This window comes from Knoellia locipacati, assembly GCF_007992835.1.
In the GTDB taxonomy this organism is placed as follows: Bacteria; Actinomycetota; Actinomycetes; order Actinomycetales; family Dermatophilaceae; genus Knoellia; species Knoellia locipacati.
On sequence record NZ_BKBA01000008.1, the window covers coordinates 159,676 to 177,659 of the forward strand.

General features: G+C 70.3%; 19 protein-coding genes. 8 read left to right on the forward strand and 11 right to left on the reverse strand.

Annotated elements, in window-relative coordinates; all coding sequences use genetic code 11:
* Positions 1-18: 18 nt before the first annotated feature.
* Positions 19-1,356, reverse strand: a complete 1,338-nt coding sequence (gene nhaA / locus KLO01_RS08905) for a Na+/H+ antiporter NhaA (RefSeq protein ID WP_147064267.1) — start codon at positions 1,354-1,356, stop codon at positions 19-21.
* A gap of 84 nt (positions 1,357-1,440) precedes the next feature.
* Positions 1,441-2,625 (reverse strand): MFS transporter, encoded by a 1,185-nt coding sequence (locus KLO01_RS08910; RefSeq protein ID WP_147065192.1) that lies wholly within the window; start codon positions 2,623-2,625, stop codon positions 1,441-1,443.
* Positions 2,626-2,771: 146 nt separating this feature from the next.
* On the opposite strand from KLO01_RS08910, the gene KLO01_RS08915 reads away from it, so the two are divergent.
* A complete protein-coding gene (locus tag KLO01_RS08915) occupies positions 2,772-3,251 on the forward strand; it encodes a MarR family winged helix-turn-helix transcriptional regulator (protein ID WP_147064269.1) in 480 nt (159 codons plus the stop codon).
* 102 nt (positions 3,252-3,353) lie between these two features.
* Here KLO01_RS08915 and acs read toward each other — a convergent pair whose 3' ends face one another.
* The gene (acs, locus tag KLO01_RS08920; RefSeq protein WP_147064271.1) at positions 3,354-5,318 is read right to left on the reverse strand and encodes an acetate--CoA ligase; all 1,965 of its coding nucleotides are present in this window, start codon (positions 5,316-5,318) and stop codon (positions 3,354-3,356) included.
* 228 nt (positions 5,319-5,546) lie between these two features.
* Here acs and KLO01_RS08925 point away from each other — a divergent pair, with 228 nt between their 5' ends.
* Both KLO01_RS08925 and KLO01_RS08930 read left to right on the forward strand, forming a co-directional pair.
* Positions 5,547-6,347 (forward strand): hypothetical protein, encoded by an 801-nt coding sequence (locus KLO01_RS08925; RefSeq protein WP_147064273.1) that lies wholly within the window; start codon positions 5,547-5,549, stop codon positions 6,345-6,347.
* A gap of 44 nt (positions 6,348-6,391) precedes the next feature.
* The gene (locus KLO01_RS08930) at positions 6,392-7,288 is read left to right on the forward strand and encodes a hypothetical protein (protein WP_147064274.1); all 897 of its coding nucleotides are present in this window, start codon (positions 6,392-6,394) and stop codon (positions 7,286-7,288) included.
* 90 nt (positions 7,289-7,378) lie between these two features.
* Here the strand turns inward: KLO01_RS08930 and KLO01_RS17160 are convergent, their stop codons facing one another.
* On the reverse strand, positions 7,379-7,519 hold the full coding sequence (locus KLO01_RS17160) for a hypothetical protein (RefSeq protein WP_186827979.1): 141 nt from the start codon (positions 7,517-7,519) through the stop codon (positions 7,379-7,381).
* 104 nt (positions 7,520-7,623) lie between these two features.
* Between KLO01_RS17160 and KLO01_RS08935 the strand changes: the two genes are divergently transcribed.
* The gene (locus tag KLO01_RS08935; RefSeq protein ID WP_147064276.1) at positions 7,624-8,691 is read left to right on the forward strand and encodes a helix-turn-helix domain-containing protein; all 1,068 of its coding nucleotides are present in this window, start codon (positions 7,624-7,626) and stop codon (positions 8,689-8,691) included.
* A gap of 127 nt (positions 8,692-8,818) precedes the next feature.
* Positions 8,819-9,424 carry a peptidoglycan DD-metalloendopeptidase family protein gene (locus KLO01_RS08940; protein WP_147064278.1) on the forward strand — a complete coding sequence of 202 codons (606 nt, stop codon included), beginning with the start codon at positions 8,819-8,821 and terminating at the stop codon, positions 9,422-9,424.
* A gap of 112 nt (positions 9,425-9,536) precedes the next feature.
* Here KLO01_RS08940 and KLO01_RS08945 read toward each other — a convergent pair whose 3' ends face one another.
* The gene (locus KLO01_RS08945; protein WP_147064279.1) at positions 9,537-10,313 is read right to left on the reverse strand and encodes a hypothetical protein; all 777 of its coding nucleotides are present in this window, start codon (positions 10,311-10,313) and stop codon (positions 9,537-9,539) included.
* 83 nt (positions 10,314-10,396) lie between these two features.
* Positions 10,397-11,008, reverse strand: coding sequence for a DUF6318 family protein (locus KLO01_RS08950; RefSeq protein WP_147064281.1), 612 nt, complete (start codon positions 11,006-11,008; stop codon positions 10,397-10,399).
* Positions 11,009-11,264: 256 nt separating this feature from the next.
* Here KLO01_RS08950 and KLO01_RS08955 point away from each other — a divergent pair, with 256 nt between their 5' ends.
* Positions 11,265-12,182, forward strand: a complete 918-nt coding sequence (locus KLO01_RS08955) for a phenylalanine 4-monooxygenase (protein ID WP_147064283.1) — start codon at positions 11,265-11,267, stop codon at positions 12,180-12,182.
* 99 nt (positions 12,183-12,281) lie between these two features.
* On the opposite strand, the gene KLO01_RS08960 is transcribed toward KLO01_RS08955, so the two are convergent.
* The 3 genes from KLO01_RS08960 to KLO01_RS08970 all read right to left on the reverse strand — a co-directional run bounded on the left by KLO01_RS08960 (position 12,282) and on the right by KLO01_RS08970 (position 15,026).
* Complete coding sequence (locus tag KLO01_RS08960; protein WP_186827980.1) at positions 12,282-12,818, reverse strand: AMIN-like domain-containing (lipo)protein; 537 nt, start codon at positions 12,816-12,818, stop codon at positions 12,282-12,284.
* 201 nt (positions 12,819-13,019) lie between these two features.
* A complete protein-coding gene (locus tag KLO01_RS08965; RefSeq protein WP_147064285.1) occupies positions 13,020-14,681 on the reverse strand; it encodes a monocarboxylic acid transporter in 1,662 nt (553 codons plus the stop codon).
* Between the two features lie 3 nt (positions 14,682-14,684).
* A complete protein-coding gene (locus tag KLO01_RS08970) occupies positions 14,685-15,026 on the reverse strand; it encodes a DUF485 domain-containing protein (protein ID WP_246136127.1) in 342 nt (113 codons plus the stop codon).
* A 264-nt stretch (positions 15,027-15,290) separates the two neighbouring features.
* Between KLO01_RS08970 and KLO01_RS08975 the strand changes: the two genes are divergently transcribed.
* Positions 15,291-15,857, forward strand: coding sequence for a GNAT family N-acetyltransferase (locus tag KLO01_RS08975; RefSeq protein ID WP_222611959.1), 567 nt, complete (start codon positions 15,291-15,293; stop codon positions 15,855-15,857).
* Here the strand turns inward: KLO01_RS08975 and KLO01_RS08980 are convergent.
* Positions 15,841-16,365, reverse strand: a complete 525-nt coding sequence (locus tag KLO01_RS08980) for a TetR/AcrR family transcriptional regulator (protein ID WP_147064287.1) — start codon at positions 16,363-16,365, stop codon at positions 15,841-15,843. The genes KLO01_RS08975 and KLO01_RS08980 overlap by 17 nt on opposite strands.
* The gene (locus tag KLO01_RS08985; protein WP_147064289.1) at positions 16,362-16,808 is read right to left on the reverse strand and encodes an SRPBCC domain-containing protein; all 447 of its coding nucleotides are present in this window, start codon (positions 16,806-16,808) and stop codon (positions 16,362-16,364) included. Before KLO01_RS08985 ends, KLO01_RS08980 begins: the two co-directional genes overlap by 4 nt.
* A 112-nt stretch (positions 16,809-16,920) precedes the next feature.
* Between KLO01_RS08985 and tdh the strand changes: the two genes are divergently transcribed.
* Positions 16,921-17,961 carry an L-threonine 3-dehydrogenase gene (gene tdh / locus KLO01_RS08990; RefSeq protein ID WP_147064290.1) on the forward strand — a complete coding sequence of 347 codons (1,041 nt, stop codon included), beginning with the start codon at positions 16,921-16,923 and terminating at the stop codon, positions 17,959-17,961.
* Positions 17,962-17,984 lie beyond the last annotated feature (23 nt).

Sequence of the window (17,984 nt, forward strand, 5' to 3'; positions counted from 1 at the left end):
TACCCACCGCGGGCCGCCTCACTTCGGTGCGTCCCCGCTCGAACGGCGTTGGAACGCATCCGGGATCCCGTCACCGTCGTCGTCGACCGCGTCCTCGAGGGCGATGCGGCGGTGGACCGCGTTGCGCCGCCGCAGGACGACCGCGGCCAGGAGGGCCGCCAGCAGCGAGCCGACCATGACCGCGAGCTTGGCGTGGTCGTCGCGCTCGCTGCCCGCCCCGAACGCCAGCTCCCCGACGAGGAGCGAGACGGTGAAGCCGACACCGGTGAGCAGCGACAGTCCGACGATGTCGCTCCACGCGAGGTCCTCGTCGAGCTGCGCCCGCGTGAACCTCGCCAGCAGCCATGTGCTGCCGAGGACGCCGACGAGCTTGCCGACGACGAGACCCGCGACGATCCCGACGGCGACCGGGTCGCGCAGCGCGGCGCCCACGCCCCCACCGACGACCGTCACTCCCGAGGCGAAGAACGCGAAGACCGGCACGGCGAACCCTGCCGACAGCGGCCGCAGCCGGTGCTCGAGGCGCTGCGCCACGTCGGTCTCGGCCGGCAGGGTCGACACGGACGGCACGCTGGCCCTCGCCCTCACCGGGACCACGAGTCCGAGCAGCACACCGGCGACGGTCGCGTGGATGCCCGAGGCGTGGACCAGCGCCCACGTCGCGAACGCGAGCGGGACGAGCAGCCACCACACGACGATCCGGCGCTGGACGAGGGCGGCGAACACCCCCAGGGGCAGCAGCGCCAGCAGCAGCGGCACCACCTCGAGCCCCTGCGTGTAGAAGATCGCGATGATGGTGATGGCGATGAGGTCGTCGACGACGGCGAGCGTGAGCAAGAACGACCGCAGCCCCGACGGCAGGTGCGAGCCGATGACCGCGAGCACGGCCAGCGCGAACGCGATGTCGGTCGCCGTCGGGATCGCCCACCCCCGCAGCGCCGCGGAGTCGCCACCGGCAACCATCACGGTGACGGCGAACAGCACCGCGGGGACCGCCACCCCGGCAGCCGCGGCCAGGACCGGCACCGCGGCCTTCGCCGGGGAGCGCAGGTCGCCGACGAGGAACTCGCGCTTGAGCTCGAGCCCGGCCACGAAGAAGAAGACCGCCAGCAGCCCGTCCGCAGCCCAGGCGCCGATCGACAGCTCGAGGTGCCACGGCTCCCAGCCGACGCGCAGGTCTCGCAGGCCGGCATACGCCTCCCGCCAGGGCGAGTTCGCCCAGACGAGAGCGGCGAGCGCGGCCACGAGGAGGATCGCGCCACCGACGGTCTCGGTACGCAACGCACGCGTGACGGTCTGGTTCTCGGCCCAGGACGGCCTGCGGAAGAGCCGGTCGCGGGAGGCGGGGGAGGTCATGGTGCCCTTTCGGGGTCGGCGGCATTGTTGCCGACCAGACTTCCCGGCGCACCTGACGTCGACTCTATCGGTGCTCGACCCGGCTCACGACCCCACGCGCTCGGCGACGAGCAGCGTCACGAGGGCAGCGGCGGCCATCGCGGCGCCGGCCCAGATCGTCGAGACGTAGCCCAGTCCCGCGGCGATCGTCACGCCCCCCAGCCAGGCGCCGAGCGCGTTGCCGACGTTGAAGGCGGCGATGTTGGCGCCGCTCGCCAGGGTTGGGGCGGACCCGGCGTACGTCATGATCCGCAGCTGGAGCGCGGGCACGGTCGCGAACCCGAAGGCGCCCATGAGCACGAGCGAGACCATGGTGAGGACCTGCGACTGCGCCGTGAGCGCGAACCCGACCATGGCGACCGTGAGGATCGCGAGCACCCAGGTGAGGGTGCGCGGGACGGAGCGGTTGGCGGCCCGGCCACCGAGGAGGTTGCCGACGAAGAGGCCGAGGCCGAACAGGATGAGCAGCCACGGCACCGAGCTGCTCGCGAAGCCGGAGACCTCGGTGAGCGTGAACGCGATGTAGGTGAAGGCGCCGAACATCCCGCCGAAGCCGAGGACGGTGATGAGCAGCGAGAGCCAGACCTGGCGGTTCGCGAAGGCGGACAGCTCCTGTCGTATGCCGTGGGGCCGGCTCGCGTCGCCGCCGCCGGGGGCGGCGTCGGTCGCGGTGGGCCGGGCGTTGACCGAGGCGGGGACGAGGAGGGCCATGGCGACGAGGGCGAGGACGCCGATCGCCGTGATGGCCCAGAAGGTCGAGCGCCAGCCGTACTCCTGGCCGAGCAGGGTGCCGAGCGGGACGCCGAGCACGTTGGCGGTGGTCAGGCCGGCGAACATCAGCGCGATGGCGCTGGCGGCGCGGTCCTTGCTCACCAGACCTGCGGCGACGACGGAGCCGATGCCGAAGAAGGCGCCATGGCAGAGGGCCGCGACGACGCGGCCGGTCATCATCACGGCATACGACGTGCCGATGGCCGAAAGGAGGTTCCCGACGACGAACAGCACCATGAGCGCCAGGAGGACGTGCTTGCGGGGGAGCCGGGAGGCCGCGAGCGTGAGCGCGACGCCACCGACGGCGACGCTCAGGGCGTAGCCGGAGATGAGCCAGCCGGCAGCGGTCTCGGTGACGTCGAAGTCGCGGGCCACCTCGGGCAGCAGGCCGGCGATGACGAACTCGGTGAGCCCGATCCCGAATCCGCCGACGGCGAGCGCGAGGAGGCCGAGGGGCATCCGCCGCTGGGTGGTCGTGTCGACGGGCAGTGCGAGCGTGGATGCCACTGCGGTTCCTTCCATGCGAAGATATAGCGCGTGTGCAACTACCTGTGGAACATTAGTTGCACACGCGCGATATTGCAAAACGCCGCTAGAATGGACGCATGGGTATCTCCGACGACGCGGTGCAGGTCCGATCGCAGGGGTGGCGGCGGCTCGCCGCCCTGCACCAGATGATCGAGTCCGAGCTCGAGCGGGCGCTCCAGGGCGACCACGGGCTCTCGGTCGTCGAGTTCAGCGTCCTCGACTCGCTCTCGCGCCAGGACGGGTGGCACATGCGCATGTCGCAGCTCGCCCGGGCCGCGGCGCTGTCACCGAGCGCGTCGACGCGGTTGGTCAACCGCCTCGAGGACCGGGGCCTGCTCACCCGCATCCTCTGCGCCGACGACCGCCGAGGGATCTACACCGAGCTCACGCCGGCCGGTCGTGCCCTGCTGACGAAGGCGCGTCCGGTGCACGACCGGGCTCTGCGTGACGCCGTCGCGCAGGCCGAGGCGACCCCTGAGCTCGCCGACCTCGTCGCCGCCCTGCCCGAGCTCGCCGGTGTCGGTGCGCGCGAGGTCGAGGCGGCCGCCGCGCGCTGACAGCGGCACCCAGCAGGACGGCATACCTGCGACTGATGGCCCTTCCCGGCGGTCGTCGCTGCGCTCCTCGCGCCGGAAAGGGCCATCAGTCGCGCAGGGGTCTCAGTCGGAGGAGTCCTTCGACAGGCCCTGCTGGATGAGGTTCATCACCGAGCTGTCGGCGAGCGTCGTGACGTCGCCGACCTCGCGGTTCTCGGCGACGTCCTTGAGCAGGCGGCGCATGATCTTGCCGGAGCGGGTCTTGGGCAGCTCCGGGACGACCATGATCTGGCGCGGCTTGGCGATCGGGCCGATCTCCTTGGCCACGTGGTTGCGCAGCTCCTGGACCGTCTGGTCGCCGTGGTCCTCGGCGCCGCCACGCAGGATGACGAACGCGACGACCGCCTGGCCGGTCGTCTCGTCGGTGGCACCGACGACCGCGGCCTCGGCCACCGACGGGTGCGAGACGAGCGCCGACTCGATCTCGGCGGTCGACAGGCGGTGGCCCGAGACGTTCATGACGTCATCGACGCGGCCGAGCAGCCAGATGTTGCCCTTCTCGTCGTACTTGGCGCCGTCACCGGCGAAGTAGTACTTCTCGCCGAACCGGCTCCAGTAGGTCTCCTTGTAGCGCTCCGGGTCTCCCCAGATGCCGCGGAGCATCGAGGGCCACGGCTGCGTGAGCACGAGGTAGCCGACCTTGTCGGGCTCGGTGAACGGCTTGCCCTCGTCGTCGAGGATCTCGGCGCTGATGCCGGGGATCGGGCGCTGCGCCGACCCGGGCTCGAGCGTCGTGACACCCGGGAGCGGGCTGATCATGATCGCGCCGGTCTCGGTCTGCCACCACGTGTCGACGATCGGCGCCTTGTCGCCTCCGATGTTCTTGCGGTACCAGAGCCACGCCTCGGGGTTGATCGGCTCGCCGACCGAGCCGAGGACGCGGATGCTCGACAGGTCGAACTTCGCGGGGATGTCCGAGCCCCACTTCATGAACGTGCGGATCGCCGTCGGTGCGGTGTAGAGGATGGACACCTTGTACTTCTCGACGATCTCCCACCAGCGGCCCTGGTGCGGGGTGTCGGGCGTGCCCTCGTAGAGGACCTGCGTCGCGCCGTTCGCGAGCGGCCCGTAGACGATGTAGGAGTGGCCGGTCACCCAGCCGATGTCGGCGGTGCACCAGTAGACGTCGGTCTCGGGGTGGACGTCGTGGACCACGGCATTCGTGTATGCCGTCTGCGTGAGGTATCCGCCCGTCGTGTGGAAGATGCCCTTGGGTTTCCCCGTGGTGCCCGACGTGTAGAGGATGAAGAGCGGGTGCTCGGCGTCCATCGGCTCTGCGGTGTGCTCGGTGCTCTGGCCGTCGACGAGGTCGTGCCACCAGACGTCGCGGCCGTCGGTCCACTCGACCTCGGACTCGGTGCGCTTGACGACGAGCACCTTCTCGACGGGGGTGTCGCCCCCGGCCAGCGCCTCGTCGACCGCGGGCTTGAGGGGTGCGGCCTTGCCGCGACGCCACTGCCCGTCGGCGGTGACGACGACGCGGGCCTCGGCGTCGTTGATGCGGGTGCGCAGGGCCTCGGCCGAGAAGCCGCCGAAGATCACCGAGTGCGGGGCGCCGAGTCGGGCGCAGGCGAGCATCGTCGCGATGGCCTCGGGGATCATCGGCAGGTAGATCGCGACCCGGTCGCCCTTGCTGACACCGAGCTCGACGAGCGCGTTGGCCGCACGGCACACGTCGTCCTTGAGCTGGGCGTAGGTGACGGTGCGCGTGTCTCCGCCCTCGCCCTCGAAGTGCAGCGCGACACGGTCGCCGTTGCCGGCCTCGACGTGGCGGTCGACGCAGTTGTGGGCGACGTTGAGCTCGCCTCCGACGAACCACTTGGCGAAGGGGGCCTCGCTCCAGTCGAGGGTCTGGTCGAAGTCCTTGCTCCACGTGAGGCGCTCGCGCGCCTGTCGCGCCCAGAAGGCCTCGGGGTCGGACTCGGCCTCGGCGAACAGGTCCTCGGTGCCGACGGCCTGCGCCTTCAGCTCCTCGCTGGGGGAGAGGTCGAGCTCGGCCAGGTGGCTGGAGAGGTTCTCGTCGGGCACTTCGGGCTCCTCGTCGTTGGGGGCGAGCGTGATGTGACAACACGACACTGGTGCCCACCCAACCGTGTCCGGGGTTCGGCATCAACAAGGGGTCCACGATCGTCGCCGGGAGGCAGGTGTGCTGCGGTCAGCGGTGCCGTGGCGGGGATGGTACGACCAGCGGTGCGTCGTGCGGCACTTTTTCGCCATTCCTCCACCGGGCAAATCGGCGCGAAGTAGCGTCCAAACATGGACAACTGGGGAGTACGGGCGCGACGCGCGTGGCCGTTCGTCGCGATGGGTCTGGCTGTCGCTCTCTGGTGGCCGGCGGGCTTCGCGGGGCGTGCCTCGTGGATGCACCTGTCGCTGATGCAGACCGAGAACGGGATCGTGCCGCTCAGCGGTGGCGAGCTCTTCCTCGGGTCGCTCGTCGGGGCTGCCGTCGTCTCGGCTCTCGTGGCCGCACCGTTGGCCAGGCTCGTCATCGCGGGCGTGCTCACGGGGGCCGCGTGGCTGCTCACCGAGGCCGACGTGGTCTTCGCCCAGGGGGAGCGGGGTGTGCTCGCAGCCCTCGTGGGCCTCGGGCTCCTGCTCGGCCTCGTCGTGGGATCGCAGTCGATGCGGGGCGTGCTGCCGGCCGCCACGCTTCTCGCCATGCTCGCCGGTCTCACACCGGCCACCTGGCCGCGCGCCCTCCTGCTGGCCGCCGCGGTCGCGCTGCCGTTCTGGTCGGCGACCGCGGAGCGCGCCGCCCCGACCGCCATCGCGGTGGCACGGGTCGTCGCCACGTGGCTGGTGTCCGTGGTCTTCTCGATGAGCCTCTGGGCGGGGTTCGCCTCGCTCGAGGTCGGGGGCCTCGCCGACCCGAGGTCGGCAGCACCCGACATCGCCCGCGGGTTCGTGACCTTCCTCTGGGAGCGTGGCCTCGAGATCGTCAGGACGGCACCACAGGTCGACTCCCCATGGTTCTGGGGCGCGATCGTCGTGGCCGTGGGGCTCGTCATGGTGGCCAACACGCTCCGACGCCGCACGGCGCAGACCCCGGCCTGACCGGCACGCCCGAGCTCCACGCAACCCCGCAGTAACCTGCCCGCATGAGCGATCCACGCACGCGCGCCGAGGCGAAGGCCGCCACCACGGCGCGAGAGGGCCAGGTGGCGGACGCGTCTGAGGGCGAGGGTCGCACGGCACCGCGTGACCGGGGCGCGCTGGTGCGTCGGGTCTGGCCGTTCGTGGCGATGGTGGTCGCGGCGCTGCTCTGGTGGCCCGTCGGCTTCCTCGGGCGCGCGGAGTGGATGCACCTGCCGCTCACGCAGGCCGCGGGCGGTGTCGCACCGCTCAGCGGCGGTGAGCTGTTCCTCGGCTCGCTCGTCGCCGCGGCCGTCGTGTCGGCCCTGGTCTCGTCGCCGTGGCCGAGGTTCGGGATCGCCGCGGGGCTCACCGTGGTCGCCTGGGTGCTCAGCGACGGAGACGTCGTCGTCGCCGCGGGCGAGCGCGTCGTGCTCGCCGCCCTCGCGGGACTCGGCCTGCTGCTGGGCCTCGCCGTCGGCGCCCGGGCCACTCGCGGCGCCGTGCCGGTGGCGACCTTCCTGGCACTCGTGTCGGGGCTGTCACCGGCGACGTGGTCCCGAGGGGTCGTGCTCGCGGTCGCCGTCGCGCTTCCCTTCTGGGTGGCGACCTCCGACCGGGTGGCCCCCACGATCCTCGCAGTGGTGCGGGTCGTCCTCACGTGGCTGCTTGCCGTCGTCGTGTCCATCAGCCTGTATGCCGGGTTCGGCGCGCTCAAGGTCGGCGCGCTCGCGGACCCGGCCGGTGCCGCTCCCGTCGTCGGGCGGGCGTTCGTCGACAACGTCCGCGACAACGGGCTCGAGATCGCGCGGACCGCGCCGCAGGTCTACACGGGCTGGATCTGGCTCGCGGTCGTTCTCGCCATCGCCTTTGTCGTGGTGGCGACCGCGCTCAAGCGCCGTCGCGCGCCGGCGGCTGCCTGAACTCCTGCGGTTGCGACCCTGCGGTCGCGACGGACACGAAGAAGGGCGTCGCACCCCTGCCGCGACGCCCCACCCCCTCGTGCTGGTCATTCAGCAGTTCGGGCAGCCCCCCGGCCAGATGATCGTTCCGGCGGTGACCTCACCGGCGGTGTCGGCCGCCAGCTGATGGGCCCCCACGGGGACGAGGAAGGTCGCGAGGCTGAGGAGCAGGACACTGATGAGTCGGCGCATCGGTGGAACCTTTCGTCGGACCCGATCGGCGTTCGGGTGTCAGCGCTGACTCTCGCCCCTCGCGGTCAGGGGTGCCTAGGGGTCGGCTGTGGCAGATTTGTGCCGTGACCGAGTTGAGCCACGACACCTCAGCACAGGGAATGTTCGGCGAGTTCGGGGTCTCGTCGGGGGCAGAGGAGGTCTATCGCGTCCTCGTGCGACTTCGCCATGCCACGCGGGCGGAGCTCGGGAGCCTCGGTGTGGTGCCCGAGGATGAGCTCGATGCCGCCATCAGCGAGCTCGGGGCGCTGGGGCTGACGGCGGAGTCGGCCTCCGGCTGGAGTGCCGTGCCCCCGGAGCGTGCGGTCGAGCTGCTCATCCACCGCGAGGAGCAGGTGCTCGCCGCCCGACGGGCCCGGCTCGACCAAGCGCGCGACAGCATCCCGCTGCTCGTCGCGGACTACGTGGACGGCAGCCGGACCTTCGTCAGCGACCGTGTCGAGCTCCTCGACGACCCCGACGTCGTGCGCTCGCGCCTCTTCCAGCTCACCCAGCAGGCCAAGCGGTCCGCGTGGTCGATGAGCCCCGGTGGCGCCCTCTCCCCGGATGCGGTGGACAGCTCGATCCCGCTCGACACGGACCTGGCCTCGCGGGGAGTGAGCTCGCGGATGATCGTCTCGACGTCGTCACTCGGCCCCACCCACTGGAACGAGTACCTCACCTCGATCCAGGCCCTCGGCCACGAGGTCCGGGCGTCGGACACCGTGACGCTGCGCGCGATCATCATCGACGAGGAGATCGGCGTCATCCCCGACACGGAGTCGGTCCGTCCGGGCGCCTACGTCCTCCACGGCAAGGCGCTCGTCGCACCGCTCGTCGCGCTCTTCGAGGAGGTCTGGGACGCGTCGACGCCGTGGGCCGAGGACGAGGACCGGGTGGCGGGGCAGTTCAGCGAGGCCAAGCTCCGGCAGGTGGCCGTCCTCCTCTTCAAGGGGCACAAGGACGAGGCCATCGCTCGTCGGCTCGGCGTGTCGATCCGGACCATGCGCCGGCTCATCTCCGCGACGTTCGACGAGCTCCAGGCGAACGGCAGGTTCCAGGCGGGGGCGCGTGCGGTCGAGCGTGGATGGGTCGGGTCGGACTCCGAGGTCGAGCCTCCGGGCAGTGGTTCGGTGACGGCACCGACGAGCTGACGATCGGGGCACATCGCGGCCATGGCATGTCCGCGCCCCACGAATCCCTTCCACCGCAACGGTTTCCGAGTCGACAGTTGCGTCAGGCCACACACCGTGGATCTGACCGCAACGGAGGAGACCCCCAATGAGCACTGCACAGACGAAGTCCCGCAGGAACATCCGCACGGCCCTCGGCTCGGCCGCCGCCGTGGCCGCCCTCGCCGCCGGCGTCGTCCTGTCGGCGGGTGGCGCGCAGGCGCACGTCATCAACGAGCTCGCCCCGTCGGGCGCCTCGCCCTGGCTCTACAGCGAGTCGTGGAAGCTCACCGGCTACGGCTACAACACCGCCCCCACCCACGTCGACGTCTACCAGGGCAACCACATCTCCGACCAGTACGCCCTCGACATGACGCCGTACGGCCTCAGCGCGGAGGGGCGCAACGTCTACCCGATGTGGGACGGCATGACCGTCTACGCGATCTCCTCGGGCACCGGCGGCATGTACCTGCGCAAGACGATCAACGGCGCCGTCTACGAGCAGAAGGTCCTGCACATGAAGAACCTGCGCTACGGCGTCGGTGCCACGGTCGGGACCATGAACGTCATCGGCTCGACGTCCAGCACCGGCACGAGCTCACCGCACCTGCACTTGGCGATCCACAAGATCGTCAACGGCACCCGGTATGCCGTGCGGCCGGTGGTCTGCGGGAAGGAGATCACCTCCCGCACCCTGACCTACAAGGGCTGCTGACGCGGTCGGCGCCGCGTCGCCACCTTGTGGAGGGGCGTGCCGGGTCACTCGTCCGACAGGACAGGTGGCCCGGCACGTCCGTGTGCTCGCGGGGTCGGGCCAAGCCGGGCGTTCACTCGTAGAGACGGGCCTTGGCCTCGCGGACGGTGAGGGTGACGGGCGTGCCCTGGACGGTCACCGTGTCGGGGATCGTCATCCACGCACCTCCCTGGAGGCGGAACCTCGCGCCGTAGGTCGTGTCGAGGCGGGTCGCCATGGCGCCGGCCCGGGTGTAGGTCCAGCGGATGGCGCCGTCGGGATGGGGGCCGCCGAGCGACTCGGTGGGTCCACTGCTGTTGCCGTCGCCGTAGACGTAGGTGAGGGAACGCACGATCGGCTGGATCTCGAGCCGGTAGCCGAGCAGCGCGCTCGCATCGATCTCGTCCGGCCCCACCCCGGCCTCGGGCCAGCTGGCCTGGAAGAAGGTCGGGAGGTTGACCAGGGTGACGTTGCCGACCGGCTGGATGCTCAGCCCGCCCTTGGCGAAGTCGATCTCGCGGAAGGCCTGCTGGACCATGGCCAGCGTCGGCAGGTTGCTGCCGGGCAGCTCGTTCGGGAAGCAGGTCACGCCCCATGTGGTCCAGATGCCCTGCGGGCCCGCGACGACCGAGCCGTCCGCGTTGACGAGCCGGCGCAGGACGACGGCCTGGAACTGACCGTTGGTGCAGGCCGCGGCTGCGGTCGCGCAGCCCGAGCCGGTCGTGTCGCCGGCGGAGCAGTTGAGGCGGGTCCGGTACTGCCAGCGCGGCCCGGGCTTGCCCACAGCCGCGGCCGCGTCCGCCTTGGCCTTCCGGATGTCGTCCAGCGTGAGGATGACGCGTGTTCCACCGCCCGAGTTCTGTCCCAACACCCCCGGTTTTGGATCGGCATGGGCCTGCGGGACATTCGCTAGCGCTAAGACGAGCAGTACGACCGCAGCTTTCGCCATGGAGGTCACAGTTCCTCCAAGTCATACATCTGCCACCCACCGCTAATCCAACGCAGCGCTGCAGCGTTCTTGGTCGTACCGGCTTGGAGCTTTCCTTGCGACGCCCCACTCTTGTAGTAGTCCACCGGTCGCTGCACGAAGGTGAAGTTGATGATGACGCGTTCTTCGGTGGCAGCGTTGGCCAGGGCGGCGCCACTGATCTCGACGGGGCCTTGCTTCACGGACCACCCATTGTCGACGAACTCCTGAAGGCTGGTTTGCAGCTTCTTGCACGCAATGCAGTCCTTGTCGCTCAGCGTGAAGAGATCGACGCTGCCAGGCGCCGTTTGGCCACGGTTCACCTCGTCATAGAAGAAGGTCAGGAAGGCGATCGCGCCAACTTCGGTGCGGGCTCGTGCGGCGGCGGGGACGTCAGCCGCCGCCGTCGACGACGGCGTGGCCGTCGCACTCGGGCTCGTCGAGCCCGAACCCGAGCTCGACGGCGACGCAGGTGCCGAGGACGAAGCCGAACCCGACGGTGTCGGAGTCGCGGTGGGCTCGTCGTCGCCACCACAGCCGGACAGCATCAACGCGCCGACGGTGAGCACGGCCGCAGCGCGGCCCCAGGTCTTGTTCACGGAAGTTCCCCACCCCGTTCGTGTGTCAAGGACTGGATTCGAGTCTAGGGACATTGGCCGGAAGCGCGACTCGAGTTGTCCACAGGGGTGGGCGGACGGCATACCCCGACGCCCAGCGAACTGGGCAAAGTGTCAGGTATCCCGGTCCGCACACTGGTCGGAACGTGCACTCTGTGCCCAGCGTCTTCGACAACGGTTCCGCTCTGCCCAGCAGTCTGCTTCCCTGTGGTCAACACGAACCACAAGGAGGTGGGCCATGTTCGAGGAGGGCCAGCTGTACTCGCCGGTCACCCAGCACGACGACGGAACCGTCGAGGTGCACCTGAGCGACAACCACCCCGGGCGCAACGACCCGGCCTACGTCGCACGCCGCAGCGAGATTGCCGGCGCCGCCATGGCCTGGACCCGTGGCGAGCCGATCCCGCACATCGACTACACCGACGCCGAGCACGAGATCTGGCGCACCGTGAGCCACGAGCTCACGCCGAAGCACGAGAAGTACGCGCACAGCGAGTACCTCGCCGCCAAGCACGCGCTGCGCCTGCCGACCGAGCACGTGCCGCAGCTGCACGAGGTGAGCGAGCTGCTCGAGCCGATCACCGGCTGGACCTACGTCGCCGCACCCGGTCTCGTGCCGTTGCGCGACTTCTACGGCGACCTCGGTGCGCGGACGTTCAACTCGACCCAGTACCTCCGGCACGGCAGCCAGCCGCTCTACACGCCCGAGCCGGACATCATCCACGAGGTCATCGGCCACGGGAACCAGCTCGCCTCACCGCGGTTCGCCCGGATCACCGAGGCCGCGGGCCAGGCATCGCTGCGTCTCGAGACCGAGGAGGCGATGAAGTTCGTCGCCGACGTGTTCTGGTTCTCGATGGAGTTCGGCATCATGCGCGAGCACGGTGAGGTCAAGGCCTACGGCGCCGGCATCCTAAGCAGCTACGGCGAGATGGACGAGTACGCGCACATGGAGCACCGCGACCTCGACCTCGTCGACATGGGCACGCTCAACTACGACATCACGGCCTACCAGCCCGTGCTGTTCTGTGCCGACAGCCTCGACCAGCTCGAGGGCGTCGTCGGCGAGTTCTTCGAGACGGTCGACGACGACCTGGCGGCACGGCTGCGCGCCGAGGCCGTCGAGCGTGGTCTCGTGAGCGCACCCGACGCCTGAGACCAGCTTCACCCGACAACGTCGCGCTCGACCCGAGGTGCCAACTCGGGTCGAGCGCAGCATTATCGGGTCACCCGATAATGCTGGCCGCGCTGGGCGTCACCACCGGTGGGCGACGTCGATGACGAGCCGGTTCGTGCCGGTCGCGGTGTCGTTGATCGTGAAGACGCGGAACGGCAGTCGTGCCCGCACGCCCAGCCCGATCTGGCTCTGACCCTCGAACGAGCCGGCCCACTTGACCTGGCGGAACGTCGTGAAGCCGGTGACGTTCGGCATGGCCGGGGGAGCGGTGTCACGCCGTCCGAGGGTGATGATCTGGAGCTTCGCGCCGCCGGCCAGCGGGATGAGGTAGCCCACCGGGTCGTGGTAGATCTGCGGGACGTAGCGCACGTAGTAGCCGGAGGCGCGACCCCGCTGGTCGATGACGAGGCGGTCATAGCAGGCGTGGCGACCGGCGCGCACTCCCGTGACGGAGGGGTCGGTGCTCACCGTCGACGACTTGGCGAGCGATCCCCAGGTGATGCCGCAGTAGGGAGCGGCGGTGGCACTCGAGGCGCCGACGGCGGCGGGTGCGGTGGCGGCGACGAGGCCCAGGGTGAGGGCGGCGGCGCTGCGGCGGAACAGTCTGCGGTGCATGGTGTCCTCCTCGATGTGTGGTGCTACCGGGAAGACGCGTATGCCGTCCTGTCCGGTTGACCTGTCAGGAGGGCGACCTGCCCCGGCAGATACACGTGGAGGCGCTCGGACGGCATACACGCGGCTGCGTCCGCAACCCTGGCCGGGAAGCCGACCGGGGTTGCGGACGCAGCGGGGACCGCGGGGTGGGGTGTCAGGTGCTCAGTGGTCGAGCGCCTTCGCGACCCCGTGGCCGGTGAGGGAGCGGACCTCCATCTCGGCGTACTTCTGCGCGTTGTGCTCCGCACTCGTCACCGTGCCCAGCCAGCCGAGGAAGAACGCCAGCGGGATGGTGACCAGGCCCGGGTTGTCGAGCGGGAACCACGAGAAGTCGATGTCCGGGTTGGTGATCATCGACGGGCTCACCGTCGTGCCGGGCAGCGGCGCCTTGCCGGAGACGACCGGGCTGAAGATGATCAGGACGATCGTCGAGACGAGACCGCCGTAGATCGACCACAGCGCACCGCGGGTGTTGAACCGCTTCCAGAACAGCGAGTAGAGGATCGTCGGCAGGTTCGCCGAGGCCGCCACCGCGAAGGCCAGGGCCACGAGGAACGCGATGTTCTGGCTCTTGGCGAACATGCCACCGAGGATGGCGATGACGCCGATCGCGACCGCCGACATGCGGGCGACGCGCACCTCGTTGTCGGAGGTGGTCTGGCCCTTCTTGATGACCTCCTTGTAGATGTCGTGCGCGAACGTCGCGCTCGCCGTGATCGTCAGTCCGGCGACGACCGCGAGGATCGTCGCGAAGGCGATGCCCGAGACGATGCCGAGGAACGGGCTGCCACCGAGGTGGAACGCGAGCAGCGGTGCGGCCGAGTTGGCCTTGCCCGGTGCGGCGTTGATCTCGGCGGGGCCGACGAGGGCGCCCGCGCCGTAGCCGACGACGAGGGTGAGCAGGTAGAAGCCGCCGATGAGCCAGATGGCCCACTCGACCGACTTGCGCGCCTGCTTGCTCGTCGGGACGGTGTAGAAGCGCTGGAGGACGTGCGGCAGACCGGCGGTGCCGAGGACGAGCGCGAGCGACAGCGAGATGAAGTCGATCTTGGTCGTCGTGTTGACGCCGTACTTCACGCCCGGCTCGAGCAGCTTCTCGCCGACCTTGGGGTTGTTGTCGACCGCGGCCTGGAACAGCCCCGAGAGGTTGAAGCCGTACTTGCCGAGGACCCAGACGGTCATGATCGCCGTGGCCGCGATGAGGAGGACGGCCTTGATGATCTGGACCCAGGTCGTGCCACGCATGCCCCCGATGAGGACGTAGGCGATCATGACGATCCCGACGACGGCGATGACGATGTTCTGCGCGCCCTCACCCTTGACGCCGAGCAGCAGCGACACGAGGCCACCGGCGCCGGCCATCTGGGCGAGCAGGTAGAAGAACGACACGGCGAGCACCGAGGTCGCCGTCGCGATGCGGACCGGCCGCTGCTTGAGGCGGTAGGACAGCACGTCGGCCATGGTCATCCGGCCGGTGTTGCGCATGAGCTCGGCGACGAGCAGCAGCGCGACGAGCCAGGCGACGAGGAACCCGATCGAGTAGAGGAAGCCGTCGTAGCCCTGGAGCGCGATGGCTCCGGCGATGCCGAGGAAGCTCGCGGCGGAGAGGTAGTCGCCGGCGATGGCGACGCCGTTCTGCCGACCGGAGAAGCCGCCGCTGGCGGTGTAGAACTCGCCGGCGCTCTTCTTGCCGCTCGCGAGCTTGACGATGACGACGAGCGTGACGATGACGAAGCCCGCGAAGATCGCGATGTTGAGCGTCGGGGAGCCGACACTGGTCGCGGCCTCGGTGGGCAGGGCCGGGAGTGAGGTCAGGTGGGCCATCGGTCAGTGCTCCTTCACGCCGTCGAGCCGCGCGCCGATGGCGTCCGCCAGCGGGTCGAGCTCACGGTTGGCCCAGCGGGCATAGATGAACGTGATCGCGAACGTCGTGACGAACTGGCCCAGTCCGAACAGGAGGCCGATGTTGATGTTGCCGAAGACCTTGGTCCCCATGAAGCCGGGGGCGAAGGTCGACAGCAGGACGTAGACGAAGTACCAGACGAGGAAGAAGGCCGTCATCGGGAAGACGAAGCCGCGGAACTTCTTGCGCAGCGCCTGGAACTCGTCGGTGGTCTGCATGGCGACGTAGGGGTCCTCGTCACCACGGATGCGAGCGTCGTTGCTCACGTGCACCTCCAGTGGTCGGTCCCGGGCAGCTCAAGGATCCGCCGGGTTCGCCTCACACTGTCGGGGAGCCGGTATGCCGTCCGCGAGCCTGCCGCGCCCGCCTCTCGGCAGGCGGGTGCCGGGCCTCGTTCGGTGGCGCAGGTCACGTTGCGCGGCTGCGCCGAGCGGCAGGTGAGGTGCGGCGAACGGTCAGGGTGCGGGTCCGACCACGTCGGCGGGACGGCATACGTGCAGGTCGTCCCGCGGGTGGGGTTGGATGTGCGGGTGGAGACGCAGGGGCCGGGGCCGGAGCAGGAGATGGTGCACGAGCACGAGCACGGGCCGGAGCTGGTGCTCGTCGAGGTGCCCTTCGCGGACGAGCGGGTGCAGCGGCTCGTCGACGAGGTCCAGGCGCACTACGTCGCGATCTACGGCGGGCCGGACGAGTCGCCGGTGGACCCGCTGCAGTTCAGCGCGCCGCGGGGGCTGTTCGTCCTCGGGCTGGCCGGGGACGCGCCCGTGGCCATGGGCGGCTGGCGCTGGCGGCCCGAGCTCGACGACCGTTTCGACGGGGACCGGGTCGCCGAGGTGAAGCGGATGTACGTGTCGACGACCGTGCGCGGGCGCGGCTTCGCACGTCGGCTCCTGGCCCACCTCGAGTCGACGGGCGCCGCGGCGGGGGTGCAGCGGCTGGTCCTCGAGACGGGGACCATGCAGCCGGACGCGATCGCGCTCTACGAGTCGTCCGGCTACGAGCCGGTGGAGCCGTTCGGGCACTACGCGAGCTCCCCCTACGTGAAGTGCTTCGGCAAGCACCTCGGGAGCGTCGGCGACCTCAGCCGAAGTGGGTGACGAGCTCGTCCCACGTCGCCTCGGGTGCGCTCCCGGTCGGGAAGCGACCGTCGAGCTCGAGGATGACCATGCCGTGGGCGGCGGCCCAGAGCGCCTGGGCCCGGTGGGGGTCGCCCGTCGCCTCGAGGAACGGGCTGCCCGACCAGTCCTCGAGCCCCGGCGGCAGGGCATCGCGGTCCAGCGAGCCGCTCGTCGCGAGCCGGTAGAGCTGCGGGTGGGCGGCGGCGACGTCGCGGTAGGCCCGGACGAGCGCGGCGACGCCTGACACCGGGCGAACTCCCTCGCCGAACTCCTTGAGGGCGAGGGCGATGAGTTGGGTCCGCAGCGCGTCCTTGCTCGCGAAGTGCTTGTAGAGCGAGGGGGCCGCGATGCCGAGCTCGTCGGCGAGGCTGCGCATCGTCAGCGTGTCCCACCCGTCGCGCTCGAGGACGACGCGGGCGGCGGCGAGGACCTCGCGGGCCCGCGGGGTGAGGAGGCGCACAGGGTCGAGCTCCTCGGGGCAGGTCATCGGGTGATGCTATCCGCGGCCTCGGCCCGCGCCCCGAGGGCGTCGTTCATCGCGGCGAAGTCGTCGCCGACGTCGAGTGCCCGGCCCACGAACGGCACGAGCACGCCGGTGAAGCGCTCGGCCTGGGTGAGGCGGGTGCCGCCGGCGAAAGGCTCGAGGGTGAACGAGTGCTCGCCGTCGAGCAGCCCCGGCACGAGCACCCGCCCGAGCCAGCGCAGCTCGCGCCCGGGCTCGGCGACGAGCACCCGCGGCCGGAAGGACATCGGCTTGCCTGCGGCCGGCGAGATCGTCACGGCGAGCCGCCGTCCGGTCTCGAGCGTCCCGCTCGCCTCGCGGATGAAGGGGTTCCAGTCGCCGTATGCCGTGAGGTCGGCGAGGACGGCCCAGACCTGGTCGGGGGTGGCGGCGATGTCGAGCGATCGGCGGATCTCGTGGGTGAACACGTGCGGTCTCCTTCGGTGGTGGTGCCGCTGTGTGGCGGCTCCCGGGGGCTAATGTTGTTAGCCACCGTAGGCTAACAACGTTAGCCGCGCAAGGGGCGGCATGATGGGCGCCGTGCGCGCACTCGTGAAGACCACCGCCGGTCCCGGACTCGAGCTCATCGACGTCCCCGAGCCCGAGTGCGGTGACGCCGACGTCAAGATCCGCGTCCTGCGGGCCGGGCTGTGCGGGACCGACCTCCACCTCGAGCAGTGGGACGACTGGGCGGCGTCGGTCGTCAACGCGCCGATGACCATCGGGCACGAGTTCTACGGCGAGGTCGTCGAGGTCGGTTCGCTCGTCGACCACGTCTCGGTCGGTGACCGGGTGTCCGGCGAGGGCCACCTCATCTGTGGCAACTGCCGCAACTGCCGGGCCGGTCGCCGCCACCTCTGCATCAAGACCGTCGGAGTCGGCGTCAACCGCGACGGGGCCTTCGCGGACTACGTCGTCATCCCCGCGATGAACGCGTGGGTCCAGCCCGCCGACCTCGACCCCGACCTCGGTGCGATCTTCGACCCGCTCGGCAACGCGACCCACACGACCCTGCAGTGGCCGGTCGTGGGCGAGGACGTCGTCGTCACGGGCGCCGGGCCGATCGGTGTCATGGCGGTGGCCATCGCCCGCCATGCAGGGGCGCGCCGGATCGCCGTGACCGACATGAGCTCCTCCCGCCTCGACCTCGCGCGCGGTGCGGGCGCGGACCTCTGCGTCAACGTGTCCGAGGGGCAGGACCTCGCGTGGGCGCAGCAGCAGCTCGGGATGCTCGAGGGCTTCGACATCGGGCTCGAGATGTCCGGTGCGCCGCGCGCCGTCGAGGACATGCTCGCCAACCTCAACCACGGCGCCCGCGTCGCGATGCTCGGCCTGCCCAAGGACCCGTACCCGATCGACTGGGGCCGGGTCATCACGCACATGATCACGATCCGCGGCATCTACGGCCGCGAGATGTTCGAGACCTGGTACCTCATGGGCTCGATGCTCGCCACGAGCCCGGAGCTGCGACAGGCCGTGCAGTCCGTCATCACCCACCGGTTCCCAGCCGAGGAGTGGGCGAAGGGGTTCGAGATCGCGCGCTCGGGCGAGTGCGGCAAGGTCGTCCTCGACTGGAGCTGAACCAGCGCTGTCTGCCGCTGGGC

Excerpts from the sequence above, each read along its gene's own strand:
- nhaA (WP_147064267.1), bottom strand. The coding sequence starts at position 1,356 with ATGACCTCCCCCGCCTCCCGCGACCGGCTCTTCCGCAGGCCGTCCTGG.
- KLO01_RS08910 (WP_147065192.1), bottom strand. The coding sequence starts at position 2,625 with ATGCCCCTCGGCCTCCTCGCGCTCGCCGTCGGCGGATTCGGGATCGGG.
- KLO01_RS08915 (WP_147064269.1), top strand. The coding sequence starts at position 2,772 with ATGGGTATCTCCGACGACGCGGTGCAGGTCCGATCGCAGGGGTGGCGG.
- KLO01_RS08925 (WP_147064273.1), top strand. The coding sequence starts at position 5,547 with ATGGACAACTGGGGAGTACGGGCGCGACGCGCGTGGCCGTTCGTCGCG.
- KLO01_RS08930 (WP_147064274.1), top strand. The coding sequence starts at position 6,392 with ATGAGCGATCCACGCACGCGCGCCGAGGCGAAGGCCGCCACCACGGCG.
- KLO01_RS17160 (WP_186827979.1), bottom strand. The coding sequence starts at position 7,519 with ATGCGCCGACTCATCAGTGTCCTGCTCCTCAGCCTCGCGACCTTCCTC.
- KLO01_RS08940 (WP_147064278.1), top strand. The coding sequence starts at position 8,819 with ATGAGCACTGCACAGACGAAGTCCCGCAGGAACATCCGCACGGCCCTC.
- KLO01_RS08955 (WP_147064283.1), top strand. The coding sequence starts at position 11,265 with ATGTTCGAGGAGGGCCAGCTGTACTCGCCGGTCACCCAGCACGACGAC.
- KLO01_RS08960 (WP_186827980.1), bottom strand. The coding sequence starts at position 12,818 with ATGCACCGCAGACTGTTCCGCCGCAGCGCCGCCGCCCTCACCCTGGGC.
- KLO01_RS08965 (WP_147064285.1), bottom strand. The coding sequence starts at position 14,681 with ATGGCCCACCTGACCTCACTCCCGGCCCTGCCCACCGAGGCCGCGACC.
- KLO01_RS08980 (WP_147064287.1), bottom strand. The coding sequence starts at position 16,365 with ATGACCTGCCCCGAGGAGCTCGACCCTGTGCGCCTCCTCACCCCGCGG.